We start from the raw sequence: 19,343 nt of genomic DNA on the forward strand, positions 1-19,343 counted from the left end.
TTTTTATGGGCTGGCGAAAGACTTAGTCCGCGCTCAGCCCCAGATCCGTCGCCACCTGCTTGCGCAGCAGGTATTTCTGGATCTTGCCCGTCACCGTCATGGGGAATTCCTCGACGAAGCGCACGTAGCGGGGAATCTTGTAATAGGCGATCTGCCCATCGCAAAAGGCGCGGATATCCTCGCTGGTGGCCTGCGTGCCCGGACGCAGGATGATGCAGGCGCACAACTCTTCGCCATACTTGGCGTCCGGCACACCCACGCATTGCACGTCGAGCACGCTCGGGTGGCGGTACAGGAACTCCTCGACTTCGCGCGGATAGATGTTTTCGCCGCCGCGGATGACCATGTCCTTCGAGCGGCCGACGATGCTGCAAAAGCCGTTGTCGTCGATCACGGCCAGGTCGCCCGTGTGCATCCAGCGCGCCGCATCGATGGCCTCACTGGTTTTTTCAGGGTCGCCCCAGTAGCCCTGCATCACGGAATAGCCGCGCGTGAGCAATTCGCCCTTTTCGCCGCGCGGCACGATGCGCCCTTCCGCATCGATGATTTTCACTTCCAGGTGCGGGTGAACCCTGCCGATGGATGACACGCGCATTTCGCGCGGGTCCTCGATGGCCGTCTGGAAGCTGACGGGCGACGTTTCCGTCATGCCATACGCAATCGTGATCTCCGCCATGTGCATCAGCTCGATGACCCGCGTCATGACTTCCATCGGGCACGGCGAACCGGCCATGATGCCGGTGCGCAAATTCGACAGATCGTATTGCTTGAAATCAGGATGGTCGAGGATGGCGATGAACATGGTCGGCACGCCATGCAGCCCCGTGCAGCGCTCGGCCTGCACGGTTTCCAGCACGGCTTTCGGATCGAACCCCTCGCCGGGAAACACCATGGCCGCGCCATGCGTGACGCAGGCCAGGTTGCCCAGCACCATGCCGAAGCAGTGGTACAGGGGCACGGGAATGCACAAGCGGTCCTGTTGCGTGAGGCGCATGGCTTCGCCGATGAAAAAGCCGTTGTTGAGGATATTGTGGTGCGTCAAGGTGGCGCCTTTCGGCGCGCCCGTGGTGCCGGACGTGAACTGAATGTTCACGGCATCGTCAAACTGCAAGGTAGCGCTCACTTCTTCCAGGTGCGCCAGGTCGGCGTCGGCAATGCCCTCCATCAGGGCGTCGAAGTTGTGCATTCCGGGTGTCGCGGCCGTGCCCAGGCGGATCACGTGGCGCAATTGCGGCAGGCGCGGCGACTGCAGGGCGCCGGCGCGCGAACGTGCGATTTCCGGTACCACGTCTTGCACGATGGCCAGGTAGTCGCTGGACTTGAAGCTGGGCGACAGGATCAGCGCGCTGCATTGCACCTTGTCGAGCACGTATTCGAGTTCCGAACGCCGGTAGGCGGGGTTGATGTTGACCATGATCAAGCCGGCTTTCGCCGTGGCAAACTGGGTCAGCACCCATTCGGCACAGTTTTGCGACCAGATGCCGACCCTGTCGCCAGGCTGCAAGCCCAGCTTCAGCAAACCTGCGGCCAGGCGGTGCACGCGCTGCTGGAATTCCAGATACGTCCAGCGTACGTTCTGGTGCGCCACGATCAGGGCATCCTGCTGGCCATGGCGGGCGGCAATGCCGTCCAGGTAGGCGCCTATCGTTTCGCCGATCAACGGCGTCTCGTGGGCGCCGTGTACATAACTGATTGCTTGCATGCTGTCTCCAGGGTGTGTGGCGCGGCGCGCTCTTGTTATCGTCTTTGATGCAGAAAATTATAGCCGCAACCGCCCCCGTCCTGCGTCAGCTTGCTGTAATGTGCAGGCCAGCACACCAGACATTCACGGCACCATGACAGGCAATACGCAGCACCCGCCCGAACAGGGCTTCATCCTGACCCGCCACTGGCGCGATACCAGCGCCGGCACGGAAGTCGATTTCTGGCTGGCAACGGATGCCGGGCCCCGCCATGTGCGCCTGCCCGTGCAGACGGCCGTCGCCTTCCTTCCCATGGAGCAGCAGGATCAGGCGCAACAGTTGCTGCGCGGCGAGCGCCATGCGGAGCTGCGGCCCCTGTCGCTGTGCGATTTCCACCACCGTCCCGTGCTGGGGCTGTACTGCAAGCAATACCGGCACTTGCTGAAGCTGGAAAAGCAGCTGCGCGCGCACGGCATCGACGTGTACGAAGCCGATATCCGCCCGCCCGAGCGCTATCTGATGGAACGCTTCATCACGGCGCCGGTAACGTTCAGCGGAGAAACACTGCAGGAAGTACAGCTGAAACCGGCACCCGGCTACCGCCCCACATTAAAACTGGTATCGCTCGATATCGAGACGACGGCCCATGGCGAGCTGTATTCGCTGGCCCTGGAAGGCTGCGGCCAGCGCCAGGTGTACATGCTGGGGCCGCCAAACGGCGGCGATGACGCCTTGGACTTCGACCTCGAATACTGCGACAGCCGCGCACAGATACTCGAGCGCCTGAACACATGGATGGAGCGCCACGATCCGGACGCCATCATCGGCTGGAACCTGGTGCAGTTCGACTTGCGCGTGCTCAAGCAACATGCCGAGCGTTATCAAGTACCGTTGAGGCTGGGACGGGGCGGCGCCGTGATGGAATGGCGTGAGCATGGCGGCAAGCAGGAGCACTATTTTGCGGCCGCCGCGGGCCGGCTGATCATCGACGGCATTGAAGCGTTAAAATCGGCGACGTGGAATTTCTCCTCGTTCAGCCTGGAAAACGTGGCGCAGACGCTGCTGGGCGAAGGCAAGTCCATCGACAATCCCTACCAGCGCATGGCCGAGATCGACCGGCGTTTCCGCGAAGATAAACCGGCGCTGGCCCGCTACAACCTCAAGGATTGCGAGCTGGTCACGCGCATCTTCGCCAAGACCGAGCTGCTGACCTTCCTGCTGGAACGGGCCAGCGTGACGGGCCTGGCGGCCGACCGCAGCGGCGGCTCCGTGGCCGCGTTCGAACACCTGTACCTGCCGCTGATGCACCGGCAAGGTTACGTGGCACCCAACCTGGGCGATGTCTCCGGCGACAACAGTCCGGGCGGCTTCGTCATGGATTCGCAGTCGGGCCTGTACGACTCCGTGCTGGTGCTCGACTATAAAAGCCTGTACCCATCCATCATCCGCACGTTCCTGATCGACCCCGTGGGCCTGGTGGTGGGCACCAGCGGCGACGAGGCCGATACCGTGCCCGGCTACCGTGGCGCGCAGTTTTCAAGGGTCAAACATTGCCTGCCCGCCATCGTGCAACAGGTGTGGCAAGGGCGCGAGACGGCCAAGCGCGAGCGCAACGCGCCCCTGTCGCAAGCGTTAAAAATCATCATGAACGCGTTCTATGGCGTATTGGGCTCGAGCGGCTGCCGCTTTTTCGACCCGCGCCTGGCCTCCTCGATCACCTTGCGCGGCCACGACATCATGCACCGCACGCGCGAGCTGATCACGGAACAGGGTTATCAGGTCATCTATGGCGACACGGATTCCACCTTCGTGTGGCTGAAAACGGCGCATACGGATGAAGAAGCGGGCAAGATCGGCCGCGCCCTGGTGGCGCACGTGAATGCGTGGTGGGACCAGTATCTGCGCGCAGAGTTCGGCCTGGAGAATGCGCTGGAACTGGAATTCGAGACGCATTACCGGCGCTTCCTGATGCCCACCATCAGGGGCTCGGAAGAAGGCAGCAAGAAGCGCTATGCGGGCCTGGTGGGCAAGCCCGACGGCAGCGAACAGATGGTCTACAAGGGCCTGGAAACCGTGCGCAGCGACTGGACGCCGCTGGCGCAGCAATTCCAGCAAGCTTTGTACCTGCGCATCTTCCAGCGCGCCGCCTACCAGGACTATGTGCGCGACTACGTGGCGCGCACCGTGCGCGGCGAATTCGACGCTCTATTGGTCTACCGCAAGCGCCTGCGCCGCCCGCTCGACGACTACCAGCGCAACGTGCCGCCCCATGTGCGCGCGGCACGCACGGCCGACGCCTACAACCTGGCGCAGGGCCGGCCGCTGCAATACCAGAACGGCGGCTGGATCAGCTATGTCATCACGGTGGCCGGCCCGGAACCGCTGGAAACGCAGCGCTCGCCCATCGACTACCACCATTACCTGACGCGCCAGCTGCAGCCGGTGGCTGACGCGATCCTGCCGTTCCTGGGCGACGATTTTTCGCGCCTTGTATCGGGCCAGCAGGATTTGTTTTAAATCAATTTTACTGACCGGCATGACCAAGCTGAGGTAATATCGGCGCCTGCCGGGCTTATCTGCCCCTGTTTGCAGGCGCTGTGCGCCGCGGCAGCGTAAAATACGCCATGGCGAAAGAATAAGAGCAGTACCCAAGAAGAAGATGCCGCTCCAGACGAGAATCGTTCGCAAGAAGATTGTCGCCACTGAAAGGGCGCATAATTTATCACTATGTTGAACCAGCACGCCGGACTTCCCATCGTCCGCCGGCTAATTTTTGAATGAATTGATACCATGACCGAGATCACGTCCTTAAGAGACATCCCGCAAAAAAATATCTTCCGCAAGGGCGACACCTTTGTGCTGTTCGGCGAGCTGTTCGGCCGCGGCTATGTAAATGGCTTGCTGGACGAAGCGCGCAAGGCGGGCATGAATATCGTCGGCATGACGGTCGGCCGCCGCGATGAAAACATGGCGCTGCGTCCGTTGAACGCGGAAGAGCTGGCGGAAGCCGAAGCCAATCTGGGCGGCCGCATCATCAATGTGCCGCTGATGGCCGGTTTCGACCTCGACGCGCCAGCGGGCGAGCCGACCCCGACAGCCCTGCTGGCCGACATGACCCTGAAAAGCTGGCAAGAAGACAAGCTGGACTGGGTGCAGATCGAACGCTGCCGCGAAGCCGGCATCGCCCGCTTCAGCGCTTCCGTGGCGAAAGCCATGGCCGAGCTGGACAGCCTGATTCCTGACGGCAGCAATGTGTATTTCGCCCACACCATGGCTGGCGGCATTCCGAAAGTCAAAGTCTTCCTGGCGATTGCCAACCGCATCTACAAAGGCCGCGGCGAGCGCTTCATGTCCTCGCGCGCCCTGCTCGACAGCGACCTGGGTAAATTGATCCTGATGAACTTCGACGAAGTCACGGCCAACACCCTGCAGCACCTGATCGACGGCAGCGCTGCCATCCGCGCCCGCATCGAGCAAACGGGCGGCCAGGTGCGCTACAGCGCCTACGGCTACCACGGCACGGAGATCTTGATCGACGGCAAGTACCAGTGGCAAACCTACAGCAACTACACCCAGGGCCTGGCCAAGATGCGCCTGGAAAACGTGGCCAAGTCCGCGTGGGACAAAGGCATCAAGGCCACCGTCTTCAACTGCCCGGAAATCCGCACGAACTCGTCCGACATTTTCGTCGGCGTGGAACTGTCCCTGTTCCCCCTGCTCAACGCGCTGAAAAAAGAAGGCGGCGCAGCCTGGGCCGAAGAGCAGTGGAAAATCTGCCAGGGCTTGCTGGAAGACGGCGTCTCGCTGCAAGACTTGCTCGACCGTATCGCCGCCTACAATGGCGACGCCACCAGCGTGCAGTTCCGCAACTTCGCCGCCTGGCCGATGGACAACACGCCAGAGCTGGCCGACGTCATGATCGGCACCTCGGACGACATCACCAAGCTGCACAAGGACCGCAAGGAACTGATCACCGACCACCTGAGCTCGCTGGTCCTGGAAGGCACGGGCCCGCTGATGTTCCACGCCATGTCGGAGCCACAAGCCCCCGTCGTCTGGCTGAACCACGACATCATCGCGCGCCAGCTGAACTCCGTGCATAACTGATACCGGCCCAGCCGCTGTCCGACAACGCCGTCCCGGGCCCGCGCCCCGGACGGCGTTTTTCATGCAAAGCCAGCATCCGATTAATGGGCTAAACCGTATGCCAAGCGAAAAACTTGCCGTATCGCGATAAATCAGTGATAATGCGTCTCGCGTTGCCGGGATGGCGGAATAGGTAGACGCACGGGACTCAAAATCCCGCGCTGGAAACAGCGTGCCGGTTCGATTCCGGCTCCCGGCACCACCAGACAAATCGAAGAAGTACCGATAAAGCCATTAAATCCAATAAAATCAAGGATTTAGTGGCTTTTTCTTGCCTGATTGATCCGATCACTTCCGATTAAAGCCGATGGCAGCGCCATACAGTGGTGGAAGTACAAAATCTCCTCACCTGACTATTGAGCTCAACTTCGCTACACGCACTATTCGCCGGAAGTCTTCCTCGAATTGCTCGCTCATCAAAAACTCACCAATGCCCGTACAACGCAAGGTAATTTCCCTGTAGTGAGGCAAGAAAAAACCTTAATCTGAATGAAATTTTTCTTCTACAACAAGAAAATGGCGACAGTCCAATAAACTGCATATCCAAACTTTTAATGCTGCAAGGTAAAGTCGCCGAGCGTGCAGATGTCTGAACACGCGTTTAAAGTGGCGATAGGGCCTGCGCTACCTCCGCTAATGATCGTCACGAGAAAAATGGCGACGGCGAAAGGAAATCTGGATCAAGCCCTGGTGTGGCTCTCCTGGCACTGCCTGGTAACTATTGCAGCCTGCACTGCTGGCGCTGTGGCTAGAAGGGCTAGCGGCAGCTTCTTGATAGTGGTACGAAATCGATCAGATGGAAGAGCAACGAAAAGTCCAGGTTGAAGAGGTCGCAGAACTGCGTGCTGGCACGAAGGCGTGGAAGAAAAAGGCTGGGAAAGCGAAATTAGAAAGCTGAGGCGAGCACATCCGCTATGTGTTCAGGTTAATCCGCACATGCCTTATGGTGAACAGCACGACTATTTTATTTTGCAGGGATATTGAAAAACCTATCTGAGCATCTCAGATCCATGCGCATCCAATCACGCCACGCACTATCGGCGCTACTGATAAAAATGACATGATAATTATCTTTACAGCAACACTCCAACTATTTTATTGCGTAATAGACGAGCGGCTCCGAGCCATTGACATGTTGGAGGTCACTAATAAATTACTCAAAAGACAAAGGATTTGATGTAAAGTGGTTTCATTTAGGAGCATTTGCAAATGAAAAAAATAGAATCTTTCACATCGATTACCAAGCAAGATGCATTATTGCTAAAAATGCAAGAAATGAGTGAGGTAGAGTTTACAAAAGAAATTCTTATTCCAATCTTTAAGGAAATGGGCCACCGAGTTGATTATAACGGTGGTCCATTAGAAGGAGGAAAAGACCTAATTTGTTGGAAGGAAAATGGATTTGGATCCGTTGAACTCACTGTAATTCAAGTGAAGAAAACAACTGCGTCCGCCGCTGCCGGGGATTCCAATAGCTTTGCTGGGATTGTTACTCAAATTCAACAAGCTTCTGAGAAGAAAGTCCCTTCACTATCAGGCCATTCCCAGTATCCTAATTTTGTCTATTTTATTACCCCATTCGATATCGATACCAGGGCTTTAGAGAGCCGGTTTGAGACATACTCAACCCTTACAACTCGAAACGTACGTGTATTAGATGGTCGCATTATAGCTTCCCAATTAATTGAAAAATTGCCAGATTTGGCGGATCTAATTTGTGGCGAGTCGTTTGTTCTTAAGAATAAATTACTGTCTAATATTTCAAACTCAGACTTACTGAGTGCTCTAAACTATTCTGGCGAGAAAAATACCAATGATTTCTATTGCGATTTAGATTTCGGCGTCGGGAGAGTTACCACAAAACTTTTTCTCTCTATGGAATTTTGTGCCATGAACACAAAACATTCCATACATCCTTCAAAATGGAATAATTTAGAGTCACTAGCAGTTGAGATAGAACATTTACTTGGTATTGATATTTTTCTCCCATCAAGAAAATTAGTAATAGAAAACTATTTAGGCATATTAGATAAATGGAGATCTCAGGAAAATCAAGATATTATTCGCGATATCTCTAATAACTCCTTCGAACTGGAAGTCCTTCTTTCTAGGATTCTTGATGAATCACAGCAATTGATTACTGAGGTTCTGTCAATTGACAGTGACCTTGCCAGAAAAAATATGAAAGCTGGAATGAGAGGGAAATTAACGGAGGATGAAATTGCACGATTATTTTCCCTCAGAGACACAACCTCCAAAACTATATTTTCCTTTGAAGAATGGAAGGGATACTCGTACATCTCAAACAACATCCTCGAAAAAATAAAATATTTAATATCGGCTGCAAGAATAAATATTAACAGCATTTCCGCCGAACTAAAAGCAATAGGACGAGATGCCGAGAAAAGAGTTTCTGTTTTAGACGTTGATTTAAACAGCGCTGAAGTCCTATACATTCGCTTAGACAGCAACTTTAAAAGAAAAACAAATGAACCATTGTATGAATTTTTTCTTAATGGGGAAAAACTAGCTAACGAACTCACAAATAGAAAAAAATGGGTTTCAGATGAAATAGAAAAGCTAGGAAATAAAAAACGCGAAAAAGTAGAGATTAAAGATTTCTTTGTAAAGTGCCAAGACCTATTTGGCACTGTGGGACGAGTGCTTAATGAGAAAATATTTCTTGATGCCGTCGGCGCAGATTCCACGAAGAAATTCTCAGTTGGAAACCCGGCCAAGCGAATTAGCATGCCGATTAGAGAGGTCTTCAATACCGGGTTGCACTGCGCAATTTATGGTGAAGCAGGCGCTGGAAAATCAACTACTTTACATAAATACGCGTCAATGGCCTCAACTTCCGACTCTGAAGATGAACTCACATTATTTCTTCCGCTCACAAGAATACTTGCAAAGGTGATTAATTTTGGCGACAGCGAGGATATCACACCAATTAAAAAGCTCGAAAATGGATTGGCATCATTTTTAAAAAATGAAAAAACTGAAAACTACGCAGAGATTATAGATTTCATTAAAACAAAACGACGAGTAACCTTTATTTTTGATGGCGTAGACGAAGTAATTAAAAGTGCACCATGGATTATTAATGCAATTGAAGAAATAGAAAATACTTACAAAAATAGTCAAATAATACTTTCCGCCAGGTCAAGCGGTTCTTACTTAGAAAATATAAAATACTTAGGTCTAACATTACTCCCATTTACAGATAACCAAGTATTGAATTTCGTGAATGGTTGGTTTTCCAACGACAAGATAATTGCAAGAAATGTTACGACACATCTATCTCAGACACCTTCTCTAGCGGAGATTGTGCGCAGTCCATTGCTAGCAACAATTCTATGTGTTTTGGCGGAAAATCGTGTTCCGTTACCCGCAGGCGAATTGAGCATGTATTCTGAACGCATAAAACTTCTGTTAGGCCATTATGATATTCACAAAAAAACAAAAAGAATTGTTTCCCACCATTCGTTACTTGAGACCGCCGCGAGACGATTAGCATTTCTGCTGCATTCAAAGAATATGCGATCGGCATCTCCTGACTTTCTTGAATCAGCTACGGTGGAGCTTCTAGGGAAAAGATTTGAAGGAGTCGAAGAACAACAACTACGAACCGCGTTTCGAGAGTTAATCGATCCGTGCAATATATTAGTACCGATGACGGATGATGGCGAGTTTGGATTTGGACATTTACGATATCAAGAATACCTATGTGCAACAGAATTATGTCAAAATAGGGGAATCGACGTAGGTCCTTTGCTAACGTCTCCTTGGTGGAAATCAATACTTGTACTATTTGCTCGAATGACAGATAGTATTACCTACATTATTACAGATGTTATGGAAAAACAGCAGAACGTCACAAAATGCAAAGATAATCTTTTGGCAATAATATCAACTCGTGACAAACTAGAAAGACGCTACTTGACAGGTTTAATAGAAGGGCACGTTCAGCTTGATACTTTAGACAACGATCTCAAGGAATTCTATGACTATGACAACGATCAAGATGACTATTGATGACGATTTCGACTAAAATTTCCGCAGACATAATTCTGCCCAAGACACCTCTTGTTCTCGGCGAAATTCGGCCTCCGCCCCATCAACGACCTGGCGGCCACAACTTCATCGTTATCGATATGCCAGAAAAGTCAAAAAGTTATTAAATTAACATATTATGGCAGTTCATTTTTTGAAATGCTGGAATCAAACCAAAAAATAATTCACATTTTAATGGGCTTATGATGGAGTTCGTCGTCTTTGGCACCAATTTAATAGGTAATTCAATTCCGGCTCCCACACTGGTAGTACCTGATCAAACCCGCCCATCGCCAGATGCTGCGGGTTTTTTTATGTCAGCGCCCCAGCCTGCGCTCCAGCCCCGCCTTCACTCCATCCCACTCCGTATCGATCATGCTGAAACGCACGGAGTTGCGCTTGCGCCCGTCCGGCATGATGCGTTCGTGGCGCACGATGCCTTCCTGCACCGCGCCCAGGCGCACAATGGCGGCGCGCGACTTGGCGTTCAGCTCGTCGGTCGTGAATTGCACGCGCACGGCCTGCATGGCTTCGAAGGCATGCGTCAGCAACAGCAATTTTGCTTCCGTGTTCACGCCCGAACGCTGCACGGAGGCGGCCAGCCAGGTGTGGCCGATTTCCATCTTGCGGTTGATGCGGTCGATCTTCCAGAAGCGCGTGCTGCCGACGATGGCCCCCGTGGACTTTTGCACGATGACGAAGGGCATGACCGTGCCGGCGCGCCGTCCTTCCAGGGCCGTGGCGATGTAGGCGGCCATGGTGGCGGGGCCGGGCACCACGGTCACCGTCATGTTCCACAGTTCGCCATCGGCGGCCGCCTGCAGCAGCTGTGGCGCGTGTTCCGGTTGCAGCGGCAGCAGCTCGACCAGTTGGCCGCGCAGGGCAATCTCCATCGCTTGCTCCTTCCGGCTATCCAAACGGCCGCACGCCAAACAGCACGCCATGCAACCAGAACGCCAGCAGCAGCCACAACACGCAACCCGCGCCGGTGGCGCTCAGGGTGCCTGCCATGGTGCCGCCCTGATAGGCCACCCCGGCCGCGCGGTCGCGCTGCACGGCGGCATACAGATCAACGGATGACCAGACGAGAAAGCCGCCGAACAGCAGCACGTCGGCCACATTGCCGTTGGCCAGCAGGTGCGCGACGGCCCACAGTTGCGTGCCCAGCAGCATGGGATGGTGCACCCAGGTCTTGATATGGTTGCGCGGCACATTGGCCGCCGCCAGTAAAATCAGCGAGAACAGCATCAGCAGGGCACTGATGTGGCGCAAGCCCATGGGCGGCGTCCACAGCACCTGCGGTTGCTGGCGCGCCAGGCCATAGCCCCAGATGATCAGGCCCAGCCCGGCAAACGCCACGAGCGAATACAGGCCCTTCCAGCGCTTTTCGCCGAGGCGCGCCAACTGGGCGCTGCGCCAGTCGTCGGCGACGATGCGCACCGAATGCAAGCCCAGGAACAGCAACAAACCGAGTATCAGCACCGTCATCGTCCACTCCCCAGTCCATATCCTCTATCCAGCATACGCGGCGCCATGGCCGCTGCCTTCCGCGCAGATCAACGTTCTTCGCGATAGTAGTCGCAGCCCTCGAACGTGGTCCGCAGCGCCTGCTGGAGCTGGGCGTAGCGCTCCGGCGTCAAATTGAAACGCACGTCGATCTGGCCATCGTCGTCCATCTGCATGGCAGCCTCGGCATCCATCTGCACGGACAGGCGGTTCGGATGCAGGATCACGGCGTGCATGTGGCCATACCAGGCAAATTCCTGGCCGCAGTATTCGATATACGGCTCGTCCATGCCCATGGCCACGTCCTGCTCGTCATACTCGTCGGCACGCTGCAGCATCAGGTAGACGGGCTCGCCTTTGCCGGCTGGCGCGGCCAGGGTGGTGATCAGGGCGTCGTCTTCATTGATGACGGACAACTCGGTGGCGGTAAATCCTGCGGACATGGCGTGCTTTCAACAATTCAAGGGATGCCGCCACCATAGCGCAAAAGCGGCATGGGCAACATAGCGCGCGGCGAAAAAAGCTTGCCGTCACGAAAATCCATCGCCGCCTATAATTACCGCTCCAAACTATTTCTACAGGAGACCGCCTTGACCGCAGCATCGCCCTACACCATCCGCCTGGCCATTCCCGCCAGCGCCACCTACCAGCACCTGCGCGTCGCCGCCGGCCTGAGCGCAAAAACCACGGAGGCGGCCGCCAGGGGCTTGCCGAATTCCCTGTTTGCCGTGCAAGTGCTGCTGGGCGACGAGGTGGTGGGCATGGGCCGCATCATCGGCGATGGCGGCTGCTTCTTCCAGGTGGTCGATATCGCCGTGCTGCCGGCCCACCAGGGCAAGGGCTTGGGCAAGCTGATCATGCGCGAAATCCGCCAGTTCATCGATAGCGACGTGCCGGAAAGCGCGTATGTCAGCCTGATCGCCGACGGCCAGGCGCAAGACCTGTACGCGCAATTCGGTTTCAAGCACACGGCGCCCGCCTCGGTCGGCATGGCGCTGAAGCGCTAGGCGCCCGATGCCGGCCTGGCTCGTATGCAGCATGGCATTCGCGCTGCTGTTGAGCGCTGCCGCCTGGCAGGCCGAGCGCCTGCTGCAGCGGCGCGGCCGCACGACGCGCTGGCTGTGGCTGGCGGCCATCGCCGCGTCCGTCCTCCTGCCCCTGGCGTGGCTGCCCGGCGTGCTGGCGGCCATGCCGGCGGAACAGGCGCAGCTGAAACTGGGCTGGTTCATGCTATCGAGCGGCATGCTGCTGCTGTTGGCGCTGCGCAGCGTCTGGCTGCTGTCGCACCAGCGGCGCTGGCAAAAAGCCACCTTGCTGGGCACGCCCGTCTTCCTGAGCGGCGGCATCGGTCCCTGCGTGGCGGGGCTGCTGCGGCCCCGCATCGTGATGCCCGTCTGGCTGCAACTGATTCCGCCGCCACAGCAGGCCCTGCTGCTGGCGCACGCACAATGCCGGCTGGCCGCGCGCGACCCGCTGCTGCTGGCCATGACATACGCCTTGATCGTGCTCATGCCGTGGAACCTGCCCCTGTGGTGGCAGCTGCACCGGCTGCGCTTTGCCATCGAGGTCGATTGCGACGCGCGCATGCTGGCGCACGGCCACGCGCTGCGCGACTATGCCTTCGTCCTGCGCCGGCACGGCCAGTATTATTCGGGACTGACGGGCGCCTCGCCCATCGTGCTGAACGACCCGCTAGCGCTGCGCCGGCGCCGCCATCTGATGGCCAGATTTACCCGGAACCAGGCGGCGAACTTGCTATAGTAGCGGCAACGCCGCGCAATGCGCCCGCGCTCCCGGCTCCCCCATCAGAAATCAGAGAGATACCATGCTTTACCTGCTTGCCATCGTGATCGTCATCGCCCTGCTGTACTACGTCTTCAGTGGCCGCACGCCCGCCAAACCGCTGCACAAGCCGCTCATGTCGGTGCGCCAGTACGTGCCGGCGATTCCTGCGGGCGCACCCGCGCATCACTGGACCGATGAGGGGCGCTTTGCGTCGGAAGTGGAAAACGAATCGATGTACCAGCCCGCCATCGCCAAACTGGCCGGCGAGCATGGTCCCGGCAATGCGGAAGAAAAATGCCTGGCCCTGCTCGTCTGCGACGATGCCAATCCGTTCCAGGACAAGGCCATCGCCGTCTTCATCGATGGCCAGCTGGTCGGCTACCTGTCGCACAACGACGCGCTGCGCCTGCGCCGCAACCTGGGCCGCATGGACCTGGTGGGCCAGCTGACCTCGTGCGACGCCGTCATCCGCGGCGGCGGCCTGTGGAATGGCAAGCGTTTGTCGTACGCCGTCTGGCTGGACTTGCAGCCCTACAACTAAAAGCTATCCCGCGCGCGCCTGCCTGACGGCGCGCGTGGCGATAAAGCTGGGCAGATACTTTTCAATTTCAAAGCGCGGGTGGGGATGCATTTCCTCGTGGTATCCCGCCAGCACGAAGCCCGCCGCCAGCTGGCCGCCGATCTGGCTATCCAGGCCATGGCCGAAGATCAGTGCCTCGCCCCTCTCCATGCGCGCCGCCAGCGCGTCCGGCGGCATATCCTCCACATCCGAATACGGCAGCACGAAACGGGGCCGTATCAAGCCCTGTTTTGCCCATTGCGGGTCGCGGTCGCCGATGAACACGGCCGGGTTGAAAAAGCTGCTCAAGAGCACGCCGCCGTCCGCCAGCACGCGCGCGCATTCGCGCCACACGGGGGCAATATCGGGCACGTACTGATTCGACACGGGATGGATGATGACATCGAAACTGGCATCGGCAAAGCAGGCCAGGTCGCGCATGTCGCCCTGCACGGTGGCCAGCTGCAAGCCGTCACGTTCGGCCACCATGCGGTCTTTCGCCAGTTGCTGCTCAGACAGGTCGAAGACGGTCACCTGCGCGCCGGCAGCCGCCAGCACGGGCGCCTGTTGCCCGCCGGCGCCGGCCAGGCACAGGATGCGCTTGCCTTGCACGGCGTCCAGCCAGCCGGCCGGTAGCGGCCCGGGCGTCAGGTGGATTTGCCACTGCCCGGCGCGTGCCGCCGCGATGGTGGCGCTGTCGACGGGCTGCGACCATGGACTGTTCTGTGCAGCCTGGGCATCCCAGGCTTGCTGATTATGCCGCAAGAAGTTGTTACCTAAAGGCATCGTCATCCTTTCAGAAAAAAGCAGGACGCGAATGTAGCATGACACCAGGCACGACGTCGCACTTTGCAAAAAAACCACATAATTCCTGATCGCAACTTCCTCGCCAGCACCACCATTCCACGGGCACGGCAAGGTGGGCGGCCTACTTTCCCGCATGGGCACGGCTTGCACGACAGGGAGAATAATTACAATTAAGATATTTGTTTCCTGAAATCTGGTAAGGTAATCCGCATCGATCACCCGCAGTGGCGGCAGGCGCACACGCCAGCGCCAAACGCGTCACCTGTTTGCCTACGATGATACCTGCCAGCGTCCAGCACCTGTTCCACGTTCCCGCCGATCCGGCCCAGCTGCATCACGGCGTGCATGCGCCGGGACTGGTGCTGCTGTCGCTGGTGATCGCCATTTTCACGTCGTGGATGGCTTTCCAGATGACGGCGTACAGCCGCGCGCAGGCGAGCATCAGCCGCCGCTTGCACCTGCTGTGCCTGCTGGCCGGCAGCCTGGCCCTGGGCTGCGGCGTGTGGGCCATGCATTTCATCGGCATGCTGGCCTTCGAGCTGGGCACCAGCGTCGCCTACGATCCGGGCCTGACCTTGCTGTCCATCGTGCCCAGCGTGGCGGCCTCGTTCGTCGCCCTGGCCACCATCAGCCGGCGCACCGTCACGGCGCCGCTGCTGCTGCGCAGCGGCTTGCTGGTGGGCCTGGGCATCGGCGCCATGCATTACACGGGCATGCACGCCATGCGCATGGGCTTGTCGCTACGCTACGAACCACTGCTGTTCGCGCTGTCGCTCGTCGTTGCCGTGGCGCTGGCCACCCTGGCCCTGTGGATACGCTTCGGCTTGCGCGGCTGGAGCAGCCGCATAGCCGCAGCGCAGCGCACGCTGATCAGCGCCTGCGTCATGGGTTGCGCGATTACCGGGATGCATTACATGGGCATGCAGGCGGCCCGCTTCGTGGGAACGATTCCCCCAGGCAATGATGCCGATGCCAACCGGCCCATGCTGGTGATCAGCGTGACCCTGCTGACTATCGCCCTGACGATCCTGGTCGCCTCGGCCGTGGGCATCTTGCGCTACCGCGAACTGTTTCGCCACCTGAACCAGAGCGAACACTGGACGCGTTCGCTGCTGACGAGCACGGTCGACGGCGTCATCACCATCGACCGCCACGGCAGCATCGTCGACTTCAACGGCGCCGCCGAGCGCATCCTCGGCTGGCGGTCGGCGGAAATCGTCGGCCGCCATGTCAGCGTGCTGGTCAGCGACGTGCGCCAGTCGGAACAGAACGGCCTGCTGTACTACCTGCGCACGGGCGAAGGCGACGCTTCCCACGCCAGCGAGGAAATCGTCTACCTGCGCAAGGATGGCGCCCCCGTGGCCGTGCAGCGTTCGATGGCCAGCGCGCGCCTGGCCGACCAGGATTTATATGTGCTGTTCATTACGGACATCAGCGAACGGCGCGCCATGCTGGCCGCCCTGCGCGAAAGCGAGCAGCAGTTGCGCTCGCTGATCGGCAATCTTCCCGGCATCGCCTTTCGCTGCACCACGGCGGAAAACCAGCCCATGCTGTTCATCAGCGATGGCGTGGAAGCCATCACCGGCTATCCGCCCGCCGACTTTCTCGGCGCCGTGCCGCGCCGCACCATCACGGGCCTGATCGCCAGCGAAGAGCGCGCCTACGTCATCGATGTCTTCAACCACAGCGTCGCCAGCGGCGAGCCCTACCTGCTTGAATACCGGCTGCTGCATGCCGACGGCACGGCGCGCTGGCTGTGGGAGCGGGGCACCGTGGTGCACGATGCGGCAGGCGCCGTGCGCTGGGTCGACGGCGTCATCCTCGACATCAGCGAACGGCGGCAAATGGAGGAAGACTTGCGCATGGCCAAGGAAAAAGCGGAGCTGGCGGCCGCCACGCGGGCCAGCTTTGTCGCCAACATGAGCCATGAAATCCGCACGCCGATGAATTCCATCCTCGGTTTCACGGATGTGCTGCTGGACTCGCCACTGGCGCCCGAGCAGCGGCGCCACCTCGATACCGTGCGCCAGTCCGGCCGCTCACTATTGCGCCTGCTCAACGAAGTGCTCGATACGGCCAAGCTGGACAAGGGTGCCATGGCGCTGGAATTGCGCGACTACAGCCTGCTGGCGCTGGTCGATGAACTGGCATCCACGTATGGCATCCATGCACGCGCCAAGGGCTTGCGCATGGAGGTGCAGTACGACCCGCAACTGCCGGCCGTGCTGCATGGCGACGAATTACGCATGCGGCAAGTGCTGGGCAACCTGCTCGACAACGCCATCAAGTTCACGCCCGGCGGCGCCGTCAGCCTGGCGGCCCGCTTCGAGGATGGCCAGCTGCACCTGCTGGTGCAGGACAGCGGCATCGGCATCCCCGCGGAACGGCGCGACGCCATCTTTGAACCGTTCGTGCAAGCGGACGCCTCGACCACGCGGCGCTTTGGCGGCACGGGCCTGGGCACCACCATCAGCCGGCAACTGGTGACCCTGATGCAGGGGCGCATCTGGGCCGATGCCGCCTTGCCGCACGGCAGCGTGTTCCACGTCATGCTGCCCTTGCTGCCGGCACGCCAGGCGGCACTGCCCGCCAGCGAACGCCGCAGCGTGCGCCTGCCGCCCCTGCGCGTGCTGGCCGCCGACGACGTGCCGCAAAACCTGGAACTGCTGAGCTTACTATTGGGCAAGCGCGGCCATACGGTGGTGACGGCCGGCGATGGCGCGCAAGCCTTGCAGCTGGCGCAGCAGGACGACTTCGACATTCTGCTGCTGGACTTGCAGATGCCGCGCATGGATGGCCTGGCCGCCACGCAAGCCATCCGTGCCGCCGCCCTGCGCGATGGCCGCCCGCGCGTGCCCGTGATCGCCATGACGGCCAGCGTGCTCGATGCGCACCGCAAGGCGGCGCGGGCGGCCGGCATGGACGGTTTCGCCACCAAGCCTGTCGATTGGCAGGCGCTGTCGCAGGAAATCGCCCGCGTGCTGGGCCTGGCGGCAGAAGCGGGCGACGATGGCGGCGAACCGGCGGCGCCCGCTGGCGGACGGGTGCTGCACCATGCGGGCGCCCTGCAGCGCTGGGCCGGCAACGACAGTGCCTACCACGCGGCGCTGGCCCGTTTCGCACGCGAGCACCCCCGCTTGCCGCCTGCCCTGCTGGCCGCCATCGAGGCGCGCGATCACGCGGCGCTCTTGCCGCAGAGTCACCAGCTGCGCGGCGTGGCGGCGAACCTCGGCCTGGAACAGCTGGCCGCCAGCCTGGCGGCGCTGGAGCAGTGCTGCGCCAGCCCCGGCTCCGCCACGGCGAGGCAGCTCGACGAGACCTTGGGCGCCCTGCTGACCCAATGGCCGGCGGCCGTGGCCGCCATCGCCCGGCTGGCGCCGACTGCATTGCCGGCGGCAACGGCGGCTGCCTTCGACGCGCCCGCCGCCCAGCAAGCGGCCAGTTCCCTGCTGCACGCCTTGCGGCGCGGCGAACTCGATGACGCGGCGCAAACACAGTTGCAGCACGCCATGGGCGCGCAAGCGGACGCGCTGGCGCCGCTGCGGCATGCCATCGACGATTTCGATTTCCCCCTCGCGCAGTCGCTCTTGCACGACTTGCTGCACACCTTCGCACCGGAGTCCCCATGAATGCACCAGCCAGGCCCGTGATTCTCGTCGTCGACGATGAGGCGGCCAATTTGCAATTGCTGCGCCAGATATTGCAGAACGACTACGCGCTGCTGTTCGCCAAGGATGGCGCGCGGGCACTGGAACTGGCGCAGCAGGAACGCCCGGCCCTGATCCTGCTCGACGTGATGATGCCGGGAATGAGCGGCCACGACGCCTGCCGCCAGCTGAAAGCCGCGCCACTGACGGCCGCCATTCCCGTCATTTTCGTCACGGCCCTGAACGACATGCGCGACGAACTCAGTGGTTTTGAAGCGGGCGCCGTCGATTACATCACCAAGCCGCTCAGTCCCGCCATCGTGCGCGCCCGCGTGCGCACGCACCTGTCGCTGGTGCGCATCGACGAGCTGAAGGAAACGCGGCTGCAGATCGTCCAGCGCCTGGGCCTGGCAGCCGAATACAAGGACAATGAAACGGGCCTGCACGTGATCCGCATGAGCCATTACGCGCGCCTGCTGGGCGTGGCCGCCGGCATGGACGAGACCACCGCTGACGACCTGCTGCACGCGGCGCCCATGCACGACGTGGGCAAGATCGGCATCCCCGATCGCATCCTGCAAAAGCCGGGCAAGCTCGACGCGGATGAATGGGCCATCATGCAGACGCACGCGCGCATCGGCGGCGACATCATCGGCGAACATGCCGAAGGCGGCATGCTGGCGCTGGCGCGCGAGATCGCCCTGTCGCACCATGAAAAATGGGATGGCAGCGGCTACCCGAACGGCTTGGCGGGCGAAGCGATTCCCCTGGCGGGGCGCATCGTCGCCGTGGCCGACGTCTTCGACGCACTGACCTCGGTGCGCCCGTACAAGCGCGCGTGGTCGGTACTGGACGCCGTGGGCTATCTGCAAGCGCAACAAGGCAGCCATTTCGATGCGCGGCTGGTCGGGCTGTTTGCGCAGGAACTGCCCGCCATCGACGCCATCCGGCTGCGCTGGGCAGAGAAAGAGGAACACCACGCGCCCGCTTGAAGAATGAACTCCCGCCACGGCCAGCGTTGTTGCGTCACACAGGGACGTGCCGGACAGATGGCGCCGGCGCCGATGCAGACCACTGGAAAGGCAAGGAGTTCAATGCCATTATGGCTGGCGACGGGCCAGACATTTTGATGCACATCAAATGGATCAACATTTCCTG

General features: G+C 59.1%; 13 protein-coding genes and 1 tRNA gene. 9 read left to right on the forward strand and 5 right to left on the reverse strand.

Going from position 1 to position 19,343, the window contains the following annotated elements; translation table 11 throughout:
* Positions 1-22: 22 nt before the first annotated feature.
* Positions 23-1,702: an AMP-binding protein gene (locus U0004_RS26775; protein ID WP_070254618.1), complete on the reverse strand. Its 1,680-nt coding sequence runs from the start codon at positions 1,700-1,702 to the stop codon at positions 23-25.
* A 133-nt stretch (positions 1,703-1,835) separates the two neighbouring features.
* Between U0004_RS26775 and U0004_RS26780 the strand changes: the two genes are divergently transcribed.
* From U0004_RS26780 to U0004_RS26795, 4 genes are all read left to right on the forward strand, one after another.
* The gene (locus U0004_RS26780) at positions 1,836-4,199 is read left to right on the forward strand and encodes a DNA polymerase II (RefSeq protein WP_070254619.1); all 2,364 of its coding nucleotides are present in this window, start codon (positions 1,836-1,838) and stop codon (positions 4,197-4,199) included.
* 273 nt (positions 4,200-4,472) lie between these two features.
* Positions 4,473-5,789: an enoyl ACP reductase FabMG family protein gene (locus tag U0004_RS26785; RefSeq protein WP_070254620.1), complete on the forward strand. Its 1,317-nt coding sequence runs from the start codon at positions 4,473-4,475 to the stop codon at positions 5,787-5,789.
* 154 nt (positions 5,790-5,943) lie between these two features.
* Positions 5,944-6,030: transfer RNA gene (locus U0004_RS26790), tRNA-Leu, on the forward strand.
* Positions 6,031-7,037: 1,007 nt separating this feature from the next.
* A complete protein-coding gene (locus U0004_RS26795) occupies positions 7,038-9,863 on the forward strand; it encodes an NACHT domain-containing protein (protein WP_081345522.1) in 2,826 nt (941 codons plus the stop codon).
* A gap of 335 nt (positions 9,864-10,198) precedes the next feature.
* Here U0004_RS26795 and U0004_RS26800 read toward each other — a convergent pair whose 3' ends face one another.
* From U0004_RS26800 to U0004_RS26810, 3 genes are all read right to left on the reverse strand, one after another.
* Entirely contained in the window at positions 10,199-10,774 is a 576-nt protein-coding gene (locus U0004_RS26800; RefSeq protein ID WP_070254622.1) for a GNAT family N-acetyltransferase, read from the reverse strand.
* 16 nt (positions 10,775-10,790) lie between these two features.
* Entirely contained in the window at positions 10,791-11,369 is a 579-nt protein-coding gene (locus U0004_RS26805; RefSeq protein WP_070254623.1) for an NnrU family protein, read from the reverse strand.
* Between the two features lie 68 nt (positions 11,370-11,437).
* Positions 11,438-11,830 (reverse strand): Imm10 family immunity protein, encoded by a 393-nt coding sequence (locus tag U0004_RS26810; protein ID WP_052140012.1) that lies wholly within the window; start codon positions 11,828-11,830, stop codon positions 11,438-11,440.
* A 147-nt stretch (positions 11,831-11,977) separates the two neighbouring features.
* On the opposite strand from U0004_RS26810, the gene U0004_RS26815 reads away from it, so the two are divergent.
* The 3 genes from U0004_RS26815 (at position 11,978) to U0004_RS26825 (ending at position 13,713) form a co-directional block, all read left to right on the forward strand.
* Positions 11,978-12,394: a GNAT family N-acetyltransferase gene (locus U0004_RS26815; protein WP_070254836.1), complete on the forward strand. Its 417-nt coding sequence runs from the start codon at positions 11,978-11,980 to the stop codon at positions 12,392-12,394.
* A 31-nt stretch (positions 12,395-12,425) separates the two neighbouring features.
* Positions 12,426-13,148, forward strand: a complete 723-nt coding sequence (locus U0004_RS26820; RefSeq protein ID WP_147284986.1) for a M56 family metallopeptidase — start codon at positions 12,426-12,428, stop codon at positions 13,146-13,148.
* A 64-nt stretch (positions 13,149-13,212) separates the two neighbouring features.
* On the forward strand, positions 13,213-13,713 hold the full coding sequence (locus U0004_RS26825) for a hypothetical protein (RefSeq protein ID WP_034780522.1): 501 nt from the start codon (positions 13,213-13,215) through the stop codon (positions 13,711-13,713).
* Between the two features lie 3 nt (positions 13,714-13,716).
* Here the strand turns inward: U0004_RS26825 and U0004_RS26830 are convergent, their stop codons facing one another.
* A complete protein-coding gene (locus U0004_RS26830; RefSeq protein ID WP_115057588.1) occupies positions 13,717-14,523 on the reverse strand; it encodes a class I SAM-dependent methyltransferase in 807 nt (268 codons plus the stop codon).
* A gap of 290 nt (positions 14,524-14,813) precedes the next feature.
* Here U0004_RS26830 and U0004_RS26835 point away from each other — a divergent pair, with 290 nt between their 5' ends.
* Complete coding sequence (locus U0004_RS26835; protein WP_070254625.1) at positions 14,814-18,167, forward strand: MHYT domain-containing protein; 3,354 nt, start codon at positions 14,814-14,816, stop codon at positions 18,165-18,167.
* A complete protein-coding gene (locus U0004_RS26840; protein WP_070254626.1) occupies positions 18,164-19,177 on the forward strand; it encodes a response regulator in 1,014 nt (337 codons plus the stop codon). The genes U0004_RS26835 and U0004_RS26840 overlap by 4 nt, the downstream gene beginning before the upstream one ends.
* Positions 19,178-19,343: the final 166 nt, after the last annotated feature.

Origin of the sequence: Janthinobacterium lividum (assembly GCF_034424625.1) — a bacterium.
In the GTDB taxonomy this organism is placed as follows: Bacteria; Pseudomonadota; Gammaproteobacteria; order Burkholderiales; family Burkholderiaceae_D; genus Janthinobacterium; species Janthinobacterium lividum.

Coding starts and splice junctions, on each gene's coding strand:
- U0004_RS26820 (WP_147284986.1), top strand. CDS start 12,426: ATGGCATTCGCGCTGCTGTTGAGCGCTGCCGCCTGGCAGGCCGAGCGC.
- U0004_RS26800 (WP_070254622.1), bottom strand. CDS start 10,774: ATGGAGATTGCCCTGCGCGGCCAACTGGTCGAGCTGCTGCCGCTGCAA.
- U0004_RS26810 (WP_052140012.1), bottom strand. CDS start 11,830: ATGTCCGCAGGATTTACCGCCACCGAGTTGTCCGTCATCAATGAAGAC.
- U0004_RS26805 (WP_070254623.1), bottom strand. CDS start 11,369: ATGACGGTGCTGATACTCGGTTTGTTGCTGTTCCTGGGCTTGCATTCG.
- U0004_RS26795 (WP_081345522.1), top strand. CDS start 7,038: ATGAAAAAAATAGAATCTTTCACATCGATTACCAAGCAAGATGCATTA.
- U0004_RS26780 (WP_070254619.1), top strand. CDS start 1,836: ATGACAGGCAATACGCAGCACCCGCCCGAACAGGGCTTCATCCTGACC.
- U0004_RS26840 (WP_070254626.1), top strand. CDS start 18,164: ATGAATGCACCAGCCAGGCCCGTGATTCTCGTCGTCGACGATGAGGCG.
- U0004_RS26835 (WP_070254625.1), top strand. CDS start 14,814: ATGATACCTGCCAGCGTCCAGCACCTGTTCCACGTTCCCGCCGATCCG.
- U0004_RS26775 (WP_070254618.1), bottom strand. CDS start 1,702: ATGCAAGCAATCAGTTATGTACACGGCGCCCACGAGACGCCGTTGATC.
- U0004_RS26825 (WP_034780522.1), top strand. CDS start 13,213: ATGCTTTACCTGCTTGCCATCGTGATCGTCATCGCCCTGCTGTACTAC.
- U0004_RS26830 (WP_115057588.1), bottom strand. CDS start 14,523: ATGACGATGCCTTTAGGTAACAACTTCTTGCGGCATAATCAGCAAGCC.
- U0004_RS26785 (WP_070254620.1), top strand. CDS start 4,473: ATGACCGAGATCACGTCCTTAAGAGACATCCCGCAAAAAAATATCTTC.